General features: G+C 45.8%; 16 protein-coding genes. 10 read left to right on the top strand and 6 right to left on the bottom strand.

Going from position 1 to position 15,072, the window contains the following annotated elements:
* Positions 1 to 56: 56 nt before the first annotated feature.
* Together AC5EF3_RS10705 and AC5EF3_RS10700 are read left to right on the top strand one after the other, a co-directional pair.
* Entirely contained in the window at positions 57 to 1,298 is a 1,242-nt protein-coding gene (locus AC5EF3_RS10705) for a cytochrome P450 (RefSeq protein WP_493548049.1), read from the top strand.
* Positions 1,299 to 1,502: 204 nt separating this feature from the next.
* Positions 1,503 to 2,111, top strand: coding sequence for a hypothetical protein (locus AC5EF3_RS10700; RefSeq protein WP_493548048.1), 609 nt, complete (start codon positions 1,503 to 1,505; stop codon positions 2,109 to 2,111).
* 129 nt (positions 2,112 to 2,240) lie between these two features.
* On the opposite strand, the gene AC5EF3_RS10695 is transcribed toward AC5EF3_RS10700, so the two are convergent.
* Complete coding sequence (locus AC5EF3_RS10695; protein WP_493548047.1) at positions 2,241 to 2,759, bottom strand: peroxiredoxin; 519 nt, start codon at positions 2,757 to 2,759, stop codon at positions 2,241 to 2,243.
* 273 nt (positions 2,760 to 3,032) lie between these two features.
* Positions 3,033 to 4,334: a dicarboxylate/amino acid:cation symporter gene (locus AC5EF3_RS10690; RefSeq protein ID WP_493548046.1), complete on the bottom strand. Its 1,302-nt coding sequence runs from the start codon at positions 4,332 to 4,334 to the stop codon at positions 3,033 to 3,035.
* 128 nt (positions 4,335 to 4,462) lie between these two features.
* On the opposite strand from AC5EF3_RS10690, the gene AC5EF3_RS10685 reads away from it, so the two are divergent.
* From AC5EF3_RS10685 to AC5EF3_RS10675, 3 genes are all read left to right on the top strand, one after another.
* Positions 4,463 to 5,161: a metallophosphoesterase gene (locus tag AC5EF3_RS10685; protein ID WP_493548045.1), complete on the top strand. Its 699-nt coding sequence runs from the start codon at positions 4,463 to 4,465 to the stop codon at positions 5,159 to 5,161.
* 42 nt (positions 5,162 to 5,203) lie between these two features.
* On the top strand, positions 5,204 to 7,672 hold the full coding sequence (gene hrpB, locus AC5EF3_RS10680; RefSeq protein ID WP_493548044.1) for an ATP-dependent helicase HrpB: 2,469 nt from the start codon (positions 5,204 to 5,206) through the stop codon (positions 7,670 to 7,672).
* 128 nt (positions 7,673 to 7,800) lie between these two features.
* Entirely contained in the window at positions 7,801 to 8,193 is a 393-nt protein-coding gene (locus AC5EF3_RS10675) for a c-type cytochrome (protein WP_493548043.1), read from the top strand.
* Between the two features lie 61 nt (positions 8,194 to 8,254).
* Here AC5EF3_RS10675 and AC5EF3_RS10670 read toward each other — a convergent pair whose 3' ends face one another.
* The 3 genes from AC5EF3_RS10670 to AC5EF3_RS10660 form a co-directional block, all read right to left on the bottom strand.
* The gene (locus AC5EF3_RS10670; protein WP_493548042.1) at positions 8,255 to 8,665 is read right to left on the bottom strand and encodes a hypothetical protein; all 411 of its coding nucleotides are present in this window, start codon (positions 8,663 to 8,665) and stop codon (positions 8,255 to 8,257) included.
* A gap of 78 nt (positions 8,666 to 8,743) precedes the next feature.
* Positions 8,744 to 9,337 carry a redoxin domain-containing protein gene (locus AC5EF3_RS10665; RefSeq protein WP_493548041.1) on the bottom strand — a complete coding sequence of 198 codons (594 nt, stop codon included), beginning with the start codon at positions 9,335 to 9,337 and terminating at the stop codon, positions 8,744 to 8,746.
* Between the two features lie 105 nt (positions 9,338 to 9,442).
* Positions 9,443 to 11,635 carry a prolyl oligopeptidase family serine peptidase gene (locus AC5EF3_RS10660; RefSeq protein WP_493548040.1) on the bottom strand — a complete coding sequence of 731 codons (2,193 nt, stop codon included), beginning with the start codon at positions 11,633 to 11,635 and terminating at the stop codon, positions 9,443 to 9,445.
* A gap of 126 nt (positions 11,636 to 11,761) precedes the next feature.
* Here AC5EF3_RS10660 and AC5EF3_RS10655 point away from each other — a divergent pair, with 126 nt between their 5' ends.
* The 5 genes from AC5EF3_RS10655 to AC5EF3_RS10635 all read left to right on the top strand — a co-directional run bounded on the left by AC5EF3_RS10655 (position 11,762) and on the right by AC5EF3_RS10635 (position 14,593).
* Positions 11,762 to 12,079, top strand: a complete 318-nt coding sequence (locus AC5EF3_RS10655; RefSeq protein WP_493548039.1) for an ArsR/SmtB family transcription factor — start codon at positions 11,762 to 11,764, stop codon at positions 12,077 to 12,079.
* Between the two features lie 154 nt (positions 12,080 to 12,233).
* Positions 12,234 to 13,079 (top strand): diaminopimelate epimerase, encoded by an 846-nt coding sequence (gene dapF, locus AC5EF3_RS10650; protein ID WP_493548038.1) that lies wholly within the window; start codon positions 12,234 to 12,236, stop codon positions 13,077 to 13,079.
* 89 nt (positions 13,080 to 13,168) lie between these two features.
* Positions 13,169 to 13,726: an EF-hand domain-containing protein gene (locus AC5EF3_RS10645; RefSeq protein WP_012777967.1), complete on the top strand. Its 558-nt coding sequence runs from the start codon at positions 13,169 to 13,171 to the stop codon at positions 13,724 to 13,726.
* A gap of 128 nt (positions 13,727 to 13,854) precedes the next feature.
* Positions 13,855 to 14,178, top strand: coding sequence for an ArsR/SmtB family transcription factor (locus AC5EF3_RS10640; protein ID WP_493548037.1), 324 nt, complete (start codon positions 13,855 to 13,857; stop codon positions 14,176 to 14,178).
* A complete protein-coding gene (locus AC5EF3_RS10635) occupies positions 14,171 to 14,593 on the top strand; it encodes an SRPBCC family protein (RefSeq protein ID WP_493548036.1) in 423 nt (140 codons plus the stop codon). Before AC5EF3_RS10640 ends, AC5EF3_RS10635 begins: the two co-directional genes overlap by 8 nt.
* A 37-nt stretch (positions 14,594 to 14,630) precedes the next feature.
* Here the strand turns inward: AC5EF3_RS10635 and AC5EF3_RS10630 are convergent, their stop codons facing one another.
* Positions 14,631 to 15,002, bottom strand: coding sequence for a MerC domain-containing protein (locus tag AC5EF3_RS10630; protein ID WP_493548035.1), 372 nt, complete (start codon positions 15,000 to 15,002; stop codon positions 14,631 to 14,633).
* Between the last annotated feature and the right edge of the window lie 70 nt (positions 15,003 to 15,072).

The raw sequence follows: 15,072 nt of genomic DNA, 5'->3' as shown, positions 1-15,072 counted from the left end.
GGCAAATATGGATATAGCTTCTACCTATACTCACATACCAGCATGGAAAATTCTGAATGTCTGTCATCGACTTTACCGACAAAGACTATCTACGATCACCCCAGCAGGTTTTATTTGAATTATCTCAAAAAGGACCAATCTTACCGGTAAAAATACCTAAAATTGGCAAAGCTGTTCTTATCTCGGGTAATGATGCCCTCATTGATCTTTTGAAAAGCCCGCATCGCTTTACGACAGATTCCAAAACTGTAGGAAAAGATGCCATTTTTGCTTCAGCTGGCATTATCCCTGAATTTAATCCAGGAAATGGCAGTCTTTTTTTAAAAGATGGCAAAGACCATAGAGACATCCGCCAACACCTTGACCAAGCGCTGCGTAAGAGCGGCTTAAAATCTCTACGCCCAAACATCGCTTTGCTCGCTGATCAATTGCTGGAAACTCACACTCCGGTAAAAAGACTAGCTGCGAACCAGCGCGACCTCGTCTTGCAATTTGCAATGCCATTGCCCGCTATGGTGATGATCGAACTTTTGGGGATTCCCAAAGATGTCGCGCCAAACATATTAAAATGGGCAATACAAATTTCTTTTCCGTCTGGTATCTTAGGAAACAGACACGCTCAATCTGCACGAAAACATCTCTACGACTATCTTAAAGAATTTTTCAGCACCCCATCTTTGCTTCCTCCTGAAAGCCTTGGTGCCAAATTGCTGGAAAACAAACCAGCAGCTTCTGCTGATCAAAATGCCAATATCGTAGATATAGCATTCTTTTTGATATTAGCCGGCCATGCCACAACATCCAGCTTAATCAGCCTTGGGTGCCTCACCTTACTTGATCACCCTGCGCAGCTTGAACTTTTAAAACAAGACTGGACACGTGTGCCTGATGTCGTTGAAGAGATATTGCGGTTTGCATCACCTACTCAAACCACCGCCCCGCGCTATGCAAAAGACACTTTTGACTTTCATGGCCACACTTTTAAGCGCGGCGATATCGCATTTGGCTTTCTCGCCGCCTCTAACATGGACCCTGCATCTAATAAAAATCCGCTTGAATTTGATATTACACGTGATCAAAACCGACAAATCAGTTTCGGTGCCGGTGCTCACTTTTGTGGAGGTGCCCAGCTAGCTCACATTATTGCAGAAATTGCGCTTCAGCGACTATTTTCTAAATGGCCTGAAATGCGACTTTCATCTGAAGCTGCAGGAAGCCTAGCTTGGTCCAAGAAGTTTGGAGTCCGAAACCTCAACAAAATGATTGTTGAAACACAGCAATCAACATCGCGTTTCTAATAAATTTTGCTGAAATTGAACCCAATATCTAGTTAACAAAAAGTAAACACGCCTTATCGCCAAGATCTTCTCGTTAATATTTTTCACAATATGAGACTTCTCGAGATTATAGATCCAACAGCCCCTTGACCTTCTTAGATTTTGCGCGTTTGCTGTCTTAATACTTGGTTAATAGTAGAACCATTTTGTAGAGTGAGTAGCATAATGTGTAAGAAGGCAATGTATGCCGCGATCGGGAAAGTTGAATCCGATTTAGCAGATGACGAAACAATCATTTGGTCAGGGTTTCCTGATAGAAAAATCATCCATACCAAAATCAATACCTTCTACTGGAAGAATGTCGCTTTCTTCATTGCGATATTAGCTGGCGTCGTCGCAACCTTATTCATACACCCCCCACAGATGAATGCTGTATTTGGTGTCTTGGCAAGTTTAGCAGCTATACGCGCCATTGGTGCCGTATTTGCTTGGAATAACCGCAAGCGCCGCTTCAATATGGCATATGCGTTGACGAATAAGCGCCTGATCAGCGTCAACGGAACGACTGATGAATTGGCAAGTTGGTATTCACCGTCTATCGATTCCATGCGTATCAAAAAGTGTAAAAATACGTCTAGCTTTTTCCTGCGTGATACTGAACTGCGTTTTACAATGGAGTTATATTATATCTCTGAATTTAAACGCTTAAACAGCCTTCTCACGCCTTACACACCCCAAGGCCTAGATGTACGCCAAGACAATAAAAAGATAAAAACCAAGAAAAGTGCGCTAGCTCCAACAATTCAAACACACGGCTTCAAAAAAGCAGCCTAATTTTTCCATATCAAAATCAGTTCCATCAGGGTTCCTCGTACAATTCATCACCCACGAGACAGAACCCACACTAAAAAGGCGACGGATGTCATATCCGTCGCCTTCTTTTTTAGTTTGGATTAGAAAAACTTAGAGGTTTTTCAAAACGTTTTGTGGTGAAGATTCGCCATAAGGGTCTTCACCGCAATTGTCTTCAAAGCCTGGCTCTTCGAACCATTTTGTGATTTTTCCATCGTCAACAATAGCAGCGTAACGCCATGAACGCGCACCAAAACCAAGATTGTCTTTGTTGACCAACATACCCATTTTACGTGTGAACTCACCTGAACCATCAGGGATCACAGATACGTTGTTAAGGCCTTGGCCTTTTGCCCATGCGTTCATTACGAATGTGTCGTTCACAGACATACAGTAAATTGCATCAACGCCTTTAGCTTGGAACTCTGGGAAAAGTTTTTCAAAGTCTGGCAATTGGTATGTTGAACATGTTGGTGTGAAAGCACCCGGCAAAGAGAAAAGCACAACTTTTTTACCAGCAAAGTAATCATCTGATGTTTTGTCTTCCCAACGGAATGGGTTGTCACCACCAATGCTTTCGTCACGTACACGTGTGTGGAAAGTAACTTTAGGAACCTGACGTCCAATCATGTGCAAATCTCCATATTGCTAAGCTAAACTTCAGTATTGAAGCCAGCTATCATTTCATGCTCTTTTTATTTAGAATTATTCTAAGTATAGTCAACCCTAAACCGCAAAAGCTTTGCCTTCTTTATATAGGGAAAATTTATGACATTTCACAACATCGTGAATCTAATAAATTTCTATTCCTAACGATATAATTATCGCCTGATACAGCACCAACAAAAAAAGGCCCTCTAAATGAATAGAGAGCCGCACTGTTTTGTAGATATAAGCGTAAAACTAGACTGTAGAAACGCGTTTAAACGTGTCTTCGTCCAATTCCCCTTCCCACTTCGCAACTGTCGCCGCGACAGCAACATCACCAGTCACATTTGTGACCGTGCGCATCATATCCAGCAGACGATCAAACGGGAATAAAACAGCCAACACAATCACAATCTGATCTGGCGTACACCCAATCACTGCCAGTGTCGTAGTCGCTAGGAATAAGCTAACAGATGGAATACCAGCCGTTCCAACAGACACTAATGTCGCCGTCATCGCGACCATTGCATAATCCACCAAATCAAGTTGGATACCAAAAGCTTGGGCGGCAAACAAAGCGATTAAACCTTGATACAAGGCTGTTCCATCCATATTGATGGTCGCTCCAAGCGGTAGAACAGATGATGCGATCGACTTTGAAACACCTAAATTTTGTTCCGCACATGTAATCGTGACAGGCAAAGTCGCGCTTGAAGAAGACGTGGAAAAAGCAACGGCTTGAGCGTCAACAACACCTCGGAAGAAACGAATTAAAGGTAATTTCAAAATACCTTTCACAATACCACCATGCGTGATGATCATGTGCAAACTACAAGCAAGATAATGCGCAAACACCATCTTCCCTAGAATTGTTAAAACTTGCAGCCCTTGGTTAGCCATCACCCATGTCATAAGAGCAAAAACGCCAAACGGTGCCAACTCCATTACAAAATGCGTGATTTTCATCATCACATCAGCAGCACTCTCAACTGCTGTCGCGATAGGTTTTCCTGCTTCTTTGGCAAGCAGACAACCAACTCCAAAAATGATCGCAAAGAATATTATCTGAAGCGTATTTCCTTCAGTAAAAGCAGCAACTGGATTGGTCGGGATAATCTCAAGCAAACGTTCACCAAGACCCTTAGTTGCCCCAGCTAAGCTATCAATTTTACTTTGCTGTTCGGCAATCGCATCTTGACTGACAAGCCCCAAATCAAAGCCTGCGCCTGGTTGAACAAGCGTACCTATACTCAAACCGATGGTTACAGCAATCAGTGTTGTTCCCATATATAGTCCAAGCGCACGCCCTCCAAGAGACCCCAGTTTTGCTGGATCTCCCATCGCCGTCACACCTGAAACCAATGTTGTAAAAATCAATGGCACAACCAGCATTTTGATCAGATTGATAAAAGCTTTCCCAAATGGGTAAATCCAATCTGTTGCTATGTTGATTCCTGTTTCACCAACCCCGTAATGAAGGCCAAGGCCCAATAAAATACCCAGAACAAGTCCGAGCATTACCCGTTTCCACAACGTTATTTTTAGCCAGCCGCCCATATAGAAGGTTCTCCCCCTCAAAAAAATCAAGATTAAACAATATGTCTACAAAAAATGCGGTCAAGGAATAGATTATGCCTCTTGCCAATTATAATGATACAGCATCAAAATGAACCATGATCTTTAAGTTGAATAATATACGGGCCATTGGTGACGTTCATGGCCATCCAGAGACATTGGAAGCGGCTGCCGGAGACGCCGACCACATCATGCTTTTAGGCGACCTCATAGATAGAGGTCCCGATAGTGCCGGTGCGTTAAGGTTAGCTCTTGATTGGATAGAATCCGGGCGCGCCTACCTTGTGCGTTCAAATCACGATGACAAATTGTATCGGATGTTAAAAGGCAATAATATCCGAATGAACAAAGAGTTGTCTGCCACTGTCAAAGGCATTAGTAACGCACCAGACGGCAATGAGCTAAAAGAACGTTTTGTCAGAATCTACGCTGACACGCCGCACATTCTTCGTATGGGCAAATTTGTTTTTGCTCACGGCGCGGTAAGCCCATATCATTTTGAACACCCTGACGAACCCATTAGTCTTAGCCGCTTGAGACGGCGCATTGAAAATATGGCCCTCTACGGCGAAGTTCGCGGAGAACGCGATGAAGAGGGACGTCCAGTTCGCCATTATGATTGGGTCGAACAGCTTCCCGAAGGGGTAACTGCGGTTGTCGGACATGATATTCGCGCCGAACAACCATTCGTGCACACCGCAGAGAATGGACGCCGCGCCATATTCCTAGACACGGGATGCGGCAAAGGCGGCCCTCTTTCCTATATCGACCTTCCAAGTGAAAAAGTCGGACAAGTGCCAGTTTCTTAAATCAATCTTGCAGCGCTCGGCATTCCTGCGTATCGCTGTGGCATGAGTCATACCTCCTTTTCTCTCCCCATTGATGATGTCATTGACAGTATCAAAACCAGTTTGCGCTCCCACACGCGCCTTGTTCTCGCCGCGCCTCCTGGCGCAGGTAAAACAACGCGCGTTCCGCTTGCTTTGCTGGATGAAGACTGGGCACAGTCAGGAAAAATTCTCATGCTTGAGCCACGCCGTATTGCTGCCCGCGCCGCTGCAACCCGTATGGCCCAAACCCTTGGCGAAAGTGTTGGAGAAACAATCGGTCTACGCGCCCGCTTAGATGTGCGCACCTCTAAATCCACTCGCATTGAAGTCATCACAGAGGGTATTTTCACTCGTATGATTCTTGATGACCCTGAGCTTTCAGGCATTAGCGCAGTCATATTCGATGAATTCCATGAACGCTCCCTCGATGCTGACCTTGGCCTCGCACTTGCCCTTGAAGCCCAAGAAGCCCTGCGCGAAGACTTACGCATCCTACCCATGTCCGCCACCTTAGACACCCAAGGCTTGCCTGCATTTTTAAATGCTCCTCTCATCCAGTCTGATGGCCGCGCCCACCCTGTCACGACGCATTATCTTGGCCGCAATCAAAACGCGCGCCTTGAAGATGAAGTCGCCTCCGCCATCCGCACAGCCTTAAAGGACGAAACCGGTTCTATCCTCGCTTTTCTTCCCGGCGCAATGGAAATCAAACGCACAGCCGAACGCCTAGATCAAATTGACGACAACATCCTCATCACCCCGCTCTTTGGTGGTCTCACGCCACAAGAACAAGATGCTGCAATTTCACCTCCCCCCAAAGGAAAGCGCAAAATTGTTCTAGCAACCGATATTGCCGAAAGCTCACTCACCATTGAAAATGTGCGTATCGTTATTGATGCCGGTCTTGCGCGTGTCCCGCGTTATGATCCATCCATCAATGCATCTCGCCTTGAAACGATCCGCGCATCCCGTGCCAATGCCGATCAAAGACGCGGACGTGCAGGTAGAACAGAACCAGGCGTTTGCTATCGCCTTTGGCATGAAGCGGAAACACGCGGCCTACCCGCTTTCCCTTCTCCTGAAATCACCAATACAGACCTCTCCAATCTCGTCCTAGATCTAGCCCGATGGGGCACACACGATCCATCAACCATGCGTTGGCTAGATGCACCGCCCCAAGGGGTCTGGAATGCCAGTCTTGCGCTATTACAAAAACTTGGCGCGATTAATGAAAAAGGACAACCGACCCCATCCGGCCTTAAGTTGTCTGATCTTCCATTGCCACCAAGATTAGCCGCAATGGTGATGGGCGCGGATAAGTTTGATACTATTCCTCTCGCTGCCCATATTGCTGCCCTAATAAGTGAACGTGGTTTAGGCGGGAAAAGCATTGATGCGCGTGAACGCCTTGCCCAATTTTCCAATGATAAATCAGGACGTGCGCGCGCCATACGGGATATGGCTAACAGATGGGCGAAAACCGCAAACCCCTCATTAAAAACCAATTCTCATTTAAACAGAGAGGAAGCCGGAGCCACCATCGCACAAGGATTTCCCGACCGAATTGCCAAGGCACGGCCGGGCAAGGTAGGAGAATTCCTTATGGCCAATGGCCGCGCCGCTCAAGTGGACGCGGCAGATCCCCTTGCAAGAGAAGCATGGTTAGCTATTGCTGAGATCACAGGCGGAGCCGCCACACTACGCATCACCCTCGCAGCCCCAATTTCTGAAGCTGAAGCGCGCGACATCGGGCATGAAATCACCGAAGATATTGCCTGTTTTGATCCAAAATTAAATCGCCTAACAGCCCGTCGTGTCACACGTATCGGGGCCATTACATTGGCTCAAACACCCCTGTCAAAACCAATTGGTGAAATAGCGCTAAAAGGGCTGTTGGCAGCCTTTGAAAAAGACGGAATCAAACTTCTCCCAGCACAGGACGCTATCAACTCATTCAGTACACGGATTAATTTTCTAAATGCGCAATTTGGCTCAGATTGGCCAGAAGATTTTACGAAAATCATTCACAACCGTGCAAAGGAATGGCTAGCCCCACTCCTTGAAAACCAAAGAGATTTTTCGAAAATCACAGACGGTAAAGCCATTGCCGCCATCAAAACCTTGCTTGATTGGCAACTTATATCTGATATGGATCGCCTTGCCCCCTCTCATTGGACCACCCCAACTGAGCGCAGTGTTTCCATCAATTACGACACAGAAAAAGGCCCAACGGTCAGTGTCAAAGCACAAGAATTTTTTGGCTTGTCTCAACACCCATTTATCGCCAATGGGCAAGTGCCCCTGACTTTGGAATTGCTATCGCCTGCCCAGCGCCCAATTGCCATGACCAAGGATATCACCGCTTTCTGGAGCGGAGGATATCAAGATATGCGCAAGGATATGCGTGGACGCTATCCCAAGCATGATTGGCCTGAAGACCCAGCAAATGCAAAGCCTCAACGCGGCGTGAAACGCAAACCACACTCCTGATCTGTGTCCCATTGGTATATCCGCCATATCTGCGGCGAAACGACCATCTCTACATTATTCATTATCAATACATGCAAGGCGGACTATATTAGATGCATATGTTCAGTATTTCTATGGAAGGCCACGCCATGAAAACATTAAAAACCGCCTCATTCATCATCACAGCTATTTCACTTTTTGGTACAGTGTCAGGGCAGGCATTTGCAGAGGGTGATCCAGTTGCTGGCGCAAAAGTCTTCAAAAAGTGCGTCTCATGTCACAATGTTGTAGGTAAAAGCAAAGTTGGTCCTGCGCTAAACGGGGTTATGGGCCGCACAGCTGGAACTGGTGAAGGTTTTAAATATTCCAAAGCAATGATTGCCGCTGGTGAGGCAGGTATGGTGTGGGATGACGCAACACTCTCTGCTTATCTAGCAAACCCACGCAAAGCCATCAAAGGCAATAAAATGGCATTCATAGGCCTTAAAAAGCCCGAAGATCAGGCCAATGTTATTGCTTATATCAAAGCTGAGAGTGAATAATCTCATTCACTAGAAATCATAAAAAAGGGCGCTCGCTATAAACGCTGCGCCCTTTTAAATTTTACCATTGCATACCCAAATTTTTCTTCAAAGCTTCCATAAAAGTAGATGGCTTTTCCATTTCCTTGGGATCAAGTGTTCCAAACACAAGAAGCGCATTGTCTGCGTCTTCTAATCTTACTCCGCGCGGACGACTATATTCATCCAAATCGAGTGAATTCCAATCATGACGGGAGTCGATTGTAAAAATCAGCTTGCTACCGCCTTCTCCGTCTTCATCGCGGCCAAATACCAGACCATATATCGTCTCGCGTCCCCACATAAGTCCGCGTGATACTTGTTGACGCTTTCCGTCCAACAAAACCTCATCGCGAAACATGTGACGACGCCATTGCAAAATATGCATGGTTTTGTTGGTCACCACTTTGATATCAATGGCACCATTGGCAATGCGAATAAGCTCGGCTTTCATGATAAATAGCTCCTCTTGAAATCAAGATATATCGAAAAACGATAAATTTCAAGAGGTCGCTAAATACATTATTTGGCCTTAATATTTGACATTACACCCATATGGCTTGCTAGACGCTGTCTGCACTTCATTGCCTGCCTGAATGTCAGCAAACGCTGACAATACATAGTTTTCAGCGCGCTCAATGTCAGCTGGATTACCTGATGGGATTGAATCTATTGCGCCGGCATATTCAAGAATACCATCTTCAATAACAAACATGTGCGGCGTTGTTTGCGCTTTATACAATTTCCCAATGTCACCTGTTGGGTCAAGGATTGTATAATCTGGCATTGCGCCATGCTCCGCTGCTATGGAATTGGCTCCTTCTGCATCCACATATCCTTGCTTTCCTGGAGCAGAAGAAATGATCGTGATCCATTTAGCACCGCCCTCAGTTAGTGTTTTTTGGGTGGCTTGCATGTTTCCTGATTCATAGTGTTTCTTGACAAAGGGACAGCCATCATTGGTCCATTCAAGCACGACAACACCGTCAATATCACTTAATTTCACTGCCTCTCCATTGGTAGAAACAGCTTCAAAATCAGGAGCTTCACTCCCAAGTCGCGGTGCAGCCAAAGCAGGCATAACCATAGCAAAGGATAAAAAACTGGCAGCAATCAAAGACTTCATTACGTCGCCCTTTCAATCAGGTGGCATCAAAGTGGACCGATAACCATAAGACTGAAAGGACTAGCTCTAAAAATCAAATCACATTCTAGTGTTTACCCTCAAGGTTTACTGCGCCGACGTATCCATGAGCTTTTGCATCAGATATGTCATTTCCAGTGCACGACGGTTTGCAGATTCTTTCAAATTCGCAGCCGCAGAATGCCCACCATCTATGTTTTCATAATACAAAAATGGCTTTTCAAGGTCTTGTAAACGGTGCGCCATTTTGCGCGCATGTGCGGGATGCACACGATCATCCTTTGTCGAAGTTACAAAGAAGATTTCTGGATAGTCCGTAGACGGATCAATATTGTGATAAGGCGATAATTTCTCCAACCATTCGCGCTCTTCTGGTACAGAAGGATCACCATATTCATCCATCCAAGACGCACCCGCCAACATTGTGTGATAACGCAGCATATCCAATAAAGGCACCTGACACACAACAGCCGAGAATAAGTCAGGACGCTGTGTAAACATGACGCCCATGAGCAAACCACCATTGGAACCGCCCATAATGCCTAGCTTGTCTGGTGATGTAAGGCCTTTGCCAATAATATCTTCAGCAACTGAGATGAAGTCATCATAGACAACTTGGCGCTTTAGCTTCAATCCAGCTTGGTGCCATGCCGGTCCAAATTCTCCGCCGCCACGAATATTAGCAAGCACATAAGCACCGCCATTATCGAGCCAAAGCTTACCAGTGAATGCTGAATAACTTGGATTTAGCGATATCTGGAAACCACCATACCCATAAAGCAGGGTCGGCGTAGAGCCATCCATATCGGTCTCTTTTGCCCGCACCACAAAATAGGGCACTTTTGTTCCATCTTTCGATGTCGATTCAAATTGCTCCACCACATATGGGCTCGCGTCAAATTTTGGCGGTAAGCTTTTTAGCAATGTCACTTCACCTGATTTTGCATCAAATGCATATAAGGAATCTGGGTTTAAAAAGCCCTCATAATTTAGGAAAACATCGCTCTCATCTTTGGATGCGAACGCAATTCCAGCATTACCATTGTCAGGGAGCGCGACAGGAGAGAACGCCCAATCGCCATCGACCAAATCACCAGACATTACTTTACCGGCGACGTTATCGTTATAAGAGATCAACAAGGCGTTTTTAGATAAAGATACGCTGCCTATTGCCTGACGCTCTTTAGGACGCATCACAAGAGAAACGCTTGGCAAGGTTTTAGTCTCAAGGAACGCGTTCACATCAAAGGCGACTAAATCCCCTTGTTTAAAACTACCCTGCCCTTCAACATCCCAATCCGCCTCCAGTGTTAAAAGAAATTGGCCAGCATATACGCCTTGGGGTGTTGATTTTTTCGGGATTGGCCATTTGACCGCCTCTGATCCATCTTCGGGAAATAGCCAGTAATTAAACGAGAAAAATGATTCTGCTTCCATTGCAGACTGAATAACGCGCCCATCTTCCAGCTCAAACGTCATCGGCCACACACCCATAACGGTCGGTGAGCTATTTAATATTGTTTCAGCGGTTTCTAAAGGTGTACCGCGTTTCCAACGCTTTAGAATATAAGGATAGCCAGATTCAGTCACCGACTTCACGCCATCCACATCACCCCAATCTGTCGCGATGAGCAATGTATCAGCATCCGCCCAAGCAATGCCCTGTTTAGCTTCATGCGTTGCAAAACCGCTCTCTACAAATGTTTTGCTTTCAAGATCAAACTCACGTTGAACTACTGCATCCTTACCGCCATCAGATAAGGAAACCATACAACGCCAGTCGTCTTCACCTTTTGGTTTGAAGCAATTGGAGCCTTTAAACACCCAGTTTTTATCTTCTGCTTTGGCCAAAGCATCAAAGTCCAGCACCGTCTCCCAGACAGGCGTATCTGACTTATAGCTCTTCAATGTGGTTTTACGCCACAACCCGCGCACATTGGCTTCATCTTGCCAGAAATTATACACAAACCCATCACGTACAGACCCGTAAGGAATACGCTCTTTGGCGTTCACAATATCAAGCGCGTCTTTCTCTAAAACAGCAAATCGAGGATCAGCTTTCAAACGTGCAAGCGAGCGTTCATTTTCGCCCTTCACCCAATCAAGCGCTTGTTCTCCCTCAACCTCTTCCAGAAAAAGGTGCTGATCTGAATCAAATGCCAAATCAGAATGACTAGCTATCACTTTAGCTGTGTCTTTATCGTTCATGTCAGTTGTATTTTCCTGTGGCGAGCACGCTACGGCTAATAAAATAGCTGCACTCAATATAATTTTCTTCATAAATCACCTTTTTGCGCATCAAATTAGCTTAACCTGATTGCCCTACAAGGCAAGAAATTAGATGCAACATTTCTTCTCAACAATACATCTTGGTAAACCTCTAAAAAAAAGCTATCCATTTGCATTATGTCAGATATTGCAATTGCCAGATTCTCCGCGCTCGCACATGATGTGCGCTATAAAGCTTTCCGCCTCCTTGCGAATGCAGGACAAACAGGCATTTGCGCCGGTGACATCTCCAAAAGCCTGAATGTATCGCCATCGACGCTCTCCCCCCATCTTGCACAATTAGAAAGATGTGGCCTGATAAACAAAACGCGTGAAGGCACAAAATTAGTCTACGCAATTCATCCAGATAATGTGGCTGGTCTCATAGACCATATTATCTCTGATTGTTGTGGCGGTAGGCCTGAATTATGTGGCGGGGCCGCCAAAGCAGTATAAAATTCCAGCTGCAAAAATTTTCTCTTTTGTTACTGGTATTTAAGTTTAGAAGAACCCATTTGAGTTTGACGAGAGTTAAAAACCTTCTATTTTCTTCAAGAACGGGATTACATACTCAAGGCTGGTCGCCCCAATTCTATCGAAAGTACGTCCGATGAAATATTACCAAATGAATGGGTGTGGAAATGCTTTCGCTATTCTAGACGGACGCGGAGAGAAATTACGCCTCTCAGCAGAAGCTGTAAGACGCATCGCTAAATCCGCAAATGCTGATCAAGTTGTATCCCTAGAAAATTCCATGCGCGGTGATATTTTCATGCGTATCTGGAATAATACGGGTAGCGAAGTGGCCGCTTGCGGAAATGTGTCTCGCTGTGTTGGCTGGATCATGATGCGCGAACGCAATCGCGATACAATCAAAATCGAAACCGAAGCTGGACTACTCATCGCCACACGTCACGGAAATGGCGACACTATGATCTCTGTCGACATGGGCTCTCCCCTTTTAAAATGGGAAGAAATCCCCTTGGCCGAACGCATGGATACGCGCGGCATAGATGTAAAAATCGGACCGATTGATGCGCCCTATCTCCAACTGCCCGGCGCAGTGAATATGGGCAATCCTCATTGTGTATTCTTCGTCGATGATCTTGATGCCGTGGATGTGGTAGGTATTGGCCCCCTCATTGAAGGGCATATGATGTTCCCTGAAAAAGCCAATGTCGGATTTGCCCAAGTGCTTGGAAGAGATTGCATTCGCTTACGCGTCTGGGAACGCGATGCTGGACTTACAAAAGCTTGCGGCACAGGCGCATGCGCTGCTGTTGTGGCAGGCGTACGCAAAGGCCTACTCAACCGCTCATGCACAGTGTTTGTCGATGGCGGAGACCTGCACATAGATTGGCGCGAGAAAGATGACCACGTCATCATGACCGGCCCAATCGAATTAGAACGCCAAGCAGAAATCAGCGCCCCGGCATCAGCGCCCGTTTTTAGATAATCATTTCGACGGATATCTCTCACTCAAACCGTATTATCAATTCGGGATAATATCGGGGGCAATCTTTTGCCAATTGAGAGACTTTAGACGTGTTTGATTTAAAACTTGGAACGATCGCAAAACTTACTTTAGCCAGCAGCCTGTTATTTGCTGCTTCTTGTGCCTCCAATAAACCACCAGAAAGAGGCGGCGGACGCGGCGGCCCTCAACAAGGCAATCTATCCATGATGGGCTATGTCGCCCAACCTATATCTCTTCTGTTTGTCAGCATGGATAAAGATCAAGACGGCATGACATCTATCGTTGAAATGAATGATTTCACAACAACCCAATGGGCCAATATCGGCTTGGAAGCTGGCAGAGAATTGCGCAGTTTTGGCTACCAAACTTGGGCGATAACCCATCTTGGCAGCGCTGAAGCCATGCCTAGCTTTATCGGCTTTGACACAGATCTAAGTGGTTCTATTTCTCAACTCGAATTTGAAACCTGTCTTCGCCGAAATTTTGATCTTCTCGATAAAGACAAAAACGGATTGCTTAGCCGCGCAGAACTCATCGTAAGAATGCCCAGCATGCAAGATCGCGGCAACGGGCAAGGAAGATCTGGCGGTAAAGGCGAAGAACGCGGTAAACGCCCACAACGCTAGCCCATTTCAAACATTTCACAAAATCAACCAAGAATGCGGGCATATTTCACGTGCCCGCATTTTTATGCTTGCCGGGTTGACGTGAAACCATTTGGTTCTGTATATATGAAACCGAAAGGTTTTACTTTATGCAATTTGACACCTACCAACCCGTCTTTCGTGCCCTCGCTGATCCAACGCGACGCGCTATTATCTCAATGCTTGCTGAAGGTGAGCGCCCAATCAGTGAGATTGCAGACTCATTTGAGATGAGCCGCCCTGCCATCGCCAAACATCTGAAAATCCTCAAAGAAGGCGACCTTATTACCGTCGTTGAAAACGGCCGTGAACGCATAAATCACCTCAACCCACAATCACTAAAAACAGCCGCAGAATGGATCAATCACTTCGATAAGTTCTGGGATGAACGCCTAGCCCTACTCAAAAAAGCCGTGGAGACCGCAAATGACTGAATTATCGCTGACCAAGACAATCATCCTCAAAGCTCCGCCTCAGCATGTCTGGAAATTCCTGACACAAGCCGATCTTCTCGCCACTTGGTTTCACAATGCCAGCTGTGATCTGATCGAGGGAGGTGAGTATAAAATTGTATCTAACTCTATCGGTAAAGAAGGCGATGCCATCATCTGGGGAGAGGTATTGCTCAGCGATGCCCCCAATAAACTCGTCCACACATTCACCCACCCCATGCTTCAGGAAAAAAACACAGTCTGCACGTGGACACTGACAGAAATTGAAGGCGGCACTCTCCTCACCCTCGTTCACACAGGCTTTGAACTAGTTGAAGACGCTTCGTTCAGCATGGCATCTAGCCATGACAAAGGCTGGGACGAACACTTCCTGCGCTTACGCCATGTGGTGAGTTAGAACAAACAAGTCCACCATGTCCTATGGGTCGGCATTCTCACTCAGGTTTCAAATGTGAATGCCGCCAACGGATTAAATGCGCTGAAGATAGAATTAGCGCACCAAGCAGCGTCAATACGGCTTCAATCTGATGAAACGCTTCTATAAAAGCTCCACTAAACAATAACAGACCTCCAACAGAAACAAGCGTAATAAAAAGAGCTTTGCTTGGCTGCGAAGAGGATCGAAATATTGCAAATCCAGATATAGGCAACGCTAGAAGAACAAGAAATTTATGGACCCATTCCGCTTCTGAAAACTGACTAAAAACCGGCATAAACGCCACCAAAACCGGAAGTGCCAAACAGTGAATGACACAAACTCCTGATAACCCAATTGCAACAGCATCTAAACGCGCGACATTCATCATAAGTATTAAATCCAATTTGTTATATTATAACATAACAAATATATGATAGTTTTCGCGATGCAAGCTAGAA

It is taken from the genome of Hirschia sp., from assembly GCF_058892565.1.
Note: the sequence above shows the minus strand (reverse complement) of the source record. Positions and strands in the feature narration are given on the sequence as shown.

Bases quoted from the DNA above. Each gene is read 5' to 3' on its own strand.
- AC5EF3_RS10705 (WP_493548049.1), top strand. From the start codon at position 57: ATGTCTGTCATCGACTTTACCGACAAAGACTATCTACGATCACCCCAG.
- AC5EF3_RS10655 (WP_493548039.1), top strand. From the start codon at position 11,762: ATGTCAGATATTGCAATTGCCAGATTCTCCGCGCTCGCACATGATGTG.
- AC5EF3_RS10665 (WP_493548041.1), bottom strand. From the start codon at position 9,337: ATGAAGTCTTTGATTGCTGCCAGTTTTTTATCCTTTGCTATGGTTATG.
- AC5EF3_RS10690 (WP_493548046.1), bottom strand. From the start codon at position 4,334: ATGGGCGGCTGGCTAAAAATAACGTTGTGGAAACGGGTAATGCTCGGA.
- AC5EF3_RS10630 (WP_493548035.1), bottom strand. From the start codon at position 15,002: ATGATGAATGTCGCGCGTTTAGATGCTGTTGCAATTGGGTTATCAGGA.
- AC5EF3_RS10635 (WP_493548036.1), top strand. From the start codon at position 14,171: ATGACTGAATTATCGCTGACCAAGACAATCATCCTCAAAGCTCCGCCT.
- AC5EF3_RS10660 (WP_493548040.1), bottom strand. From the start codon at position 11,635: ATGAAGAAAATTATATTGAGTGCAGCTATTTTATTAGCCGTAGCGTGC.
- AC5EF3_RS10640 (WP_493548037.1), top strand. From the start codon at position 13,855: ATGCAATTTGACACCTACCAACCCGTCTTTCGTGCCCTCGCTGATCCA.
- AC5EF3_RS10675 (WP_493548043.1), top strand. From the start codon at position 7,801: ATGAAAACATTAAAAACCGCCTCATTCATCATCACAGCTATTTCACTT.
- AC5EF3_RS10670 (WP_493548042.1), bottom strand. From the start codon at position 8,665: ATGAAAGCCGAGCTTATTCGCATTGCCAATGGTGCCATTGATATCAAA.
- AC5EF3_RS10700 (WP_493548048.1), top strand. From the start codon at position 1,503: ATGTGTAAGAAGGCAATGTATGCCGCGATCGGGAAAGTTGAATCCGAT.
- hrpB (WP_493548044.1), top strand. From the start codon at position 5,204: ATGAGTCATACCTCCTTTTCTCTCCCCATTGATGATGTCATTGACAGT.
- AC5EF3_RS10695 (WP_493548047.1), bottom strand. From the start codon at position 2,759: ATGATTGGACGTCAGGTTCCTAAAGTTACTTTCCACACACGTGTACGT.
- dapF (WP_493548038.1), top strand. From the start codon at position 12,234: ATGAAATATTACCAAATGAATGGGTGTGGAAATGCTTTCGCTATTCTA.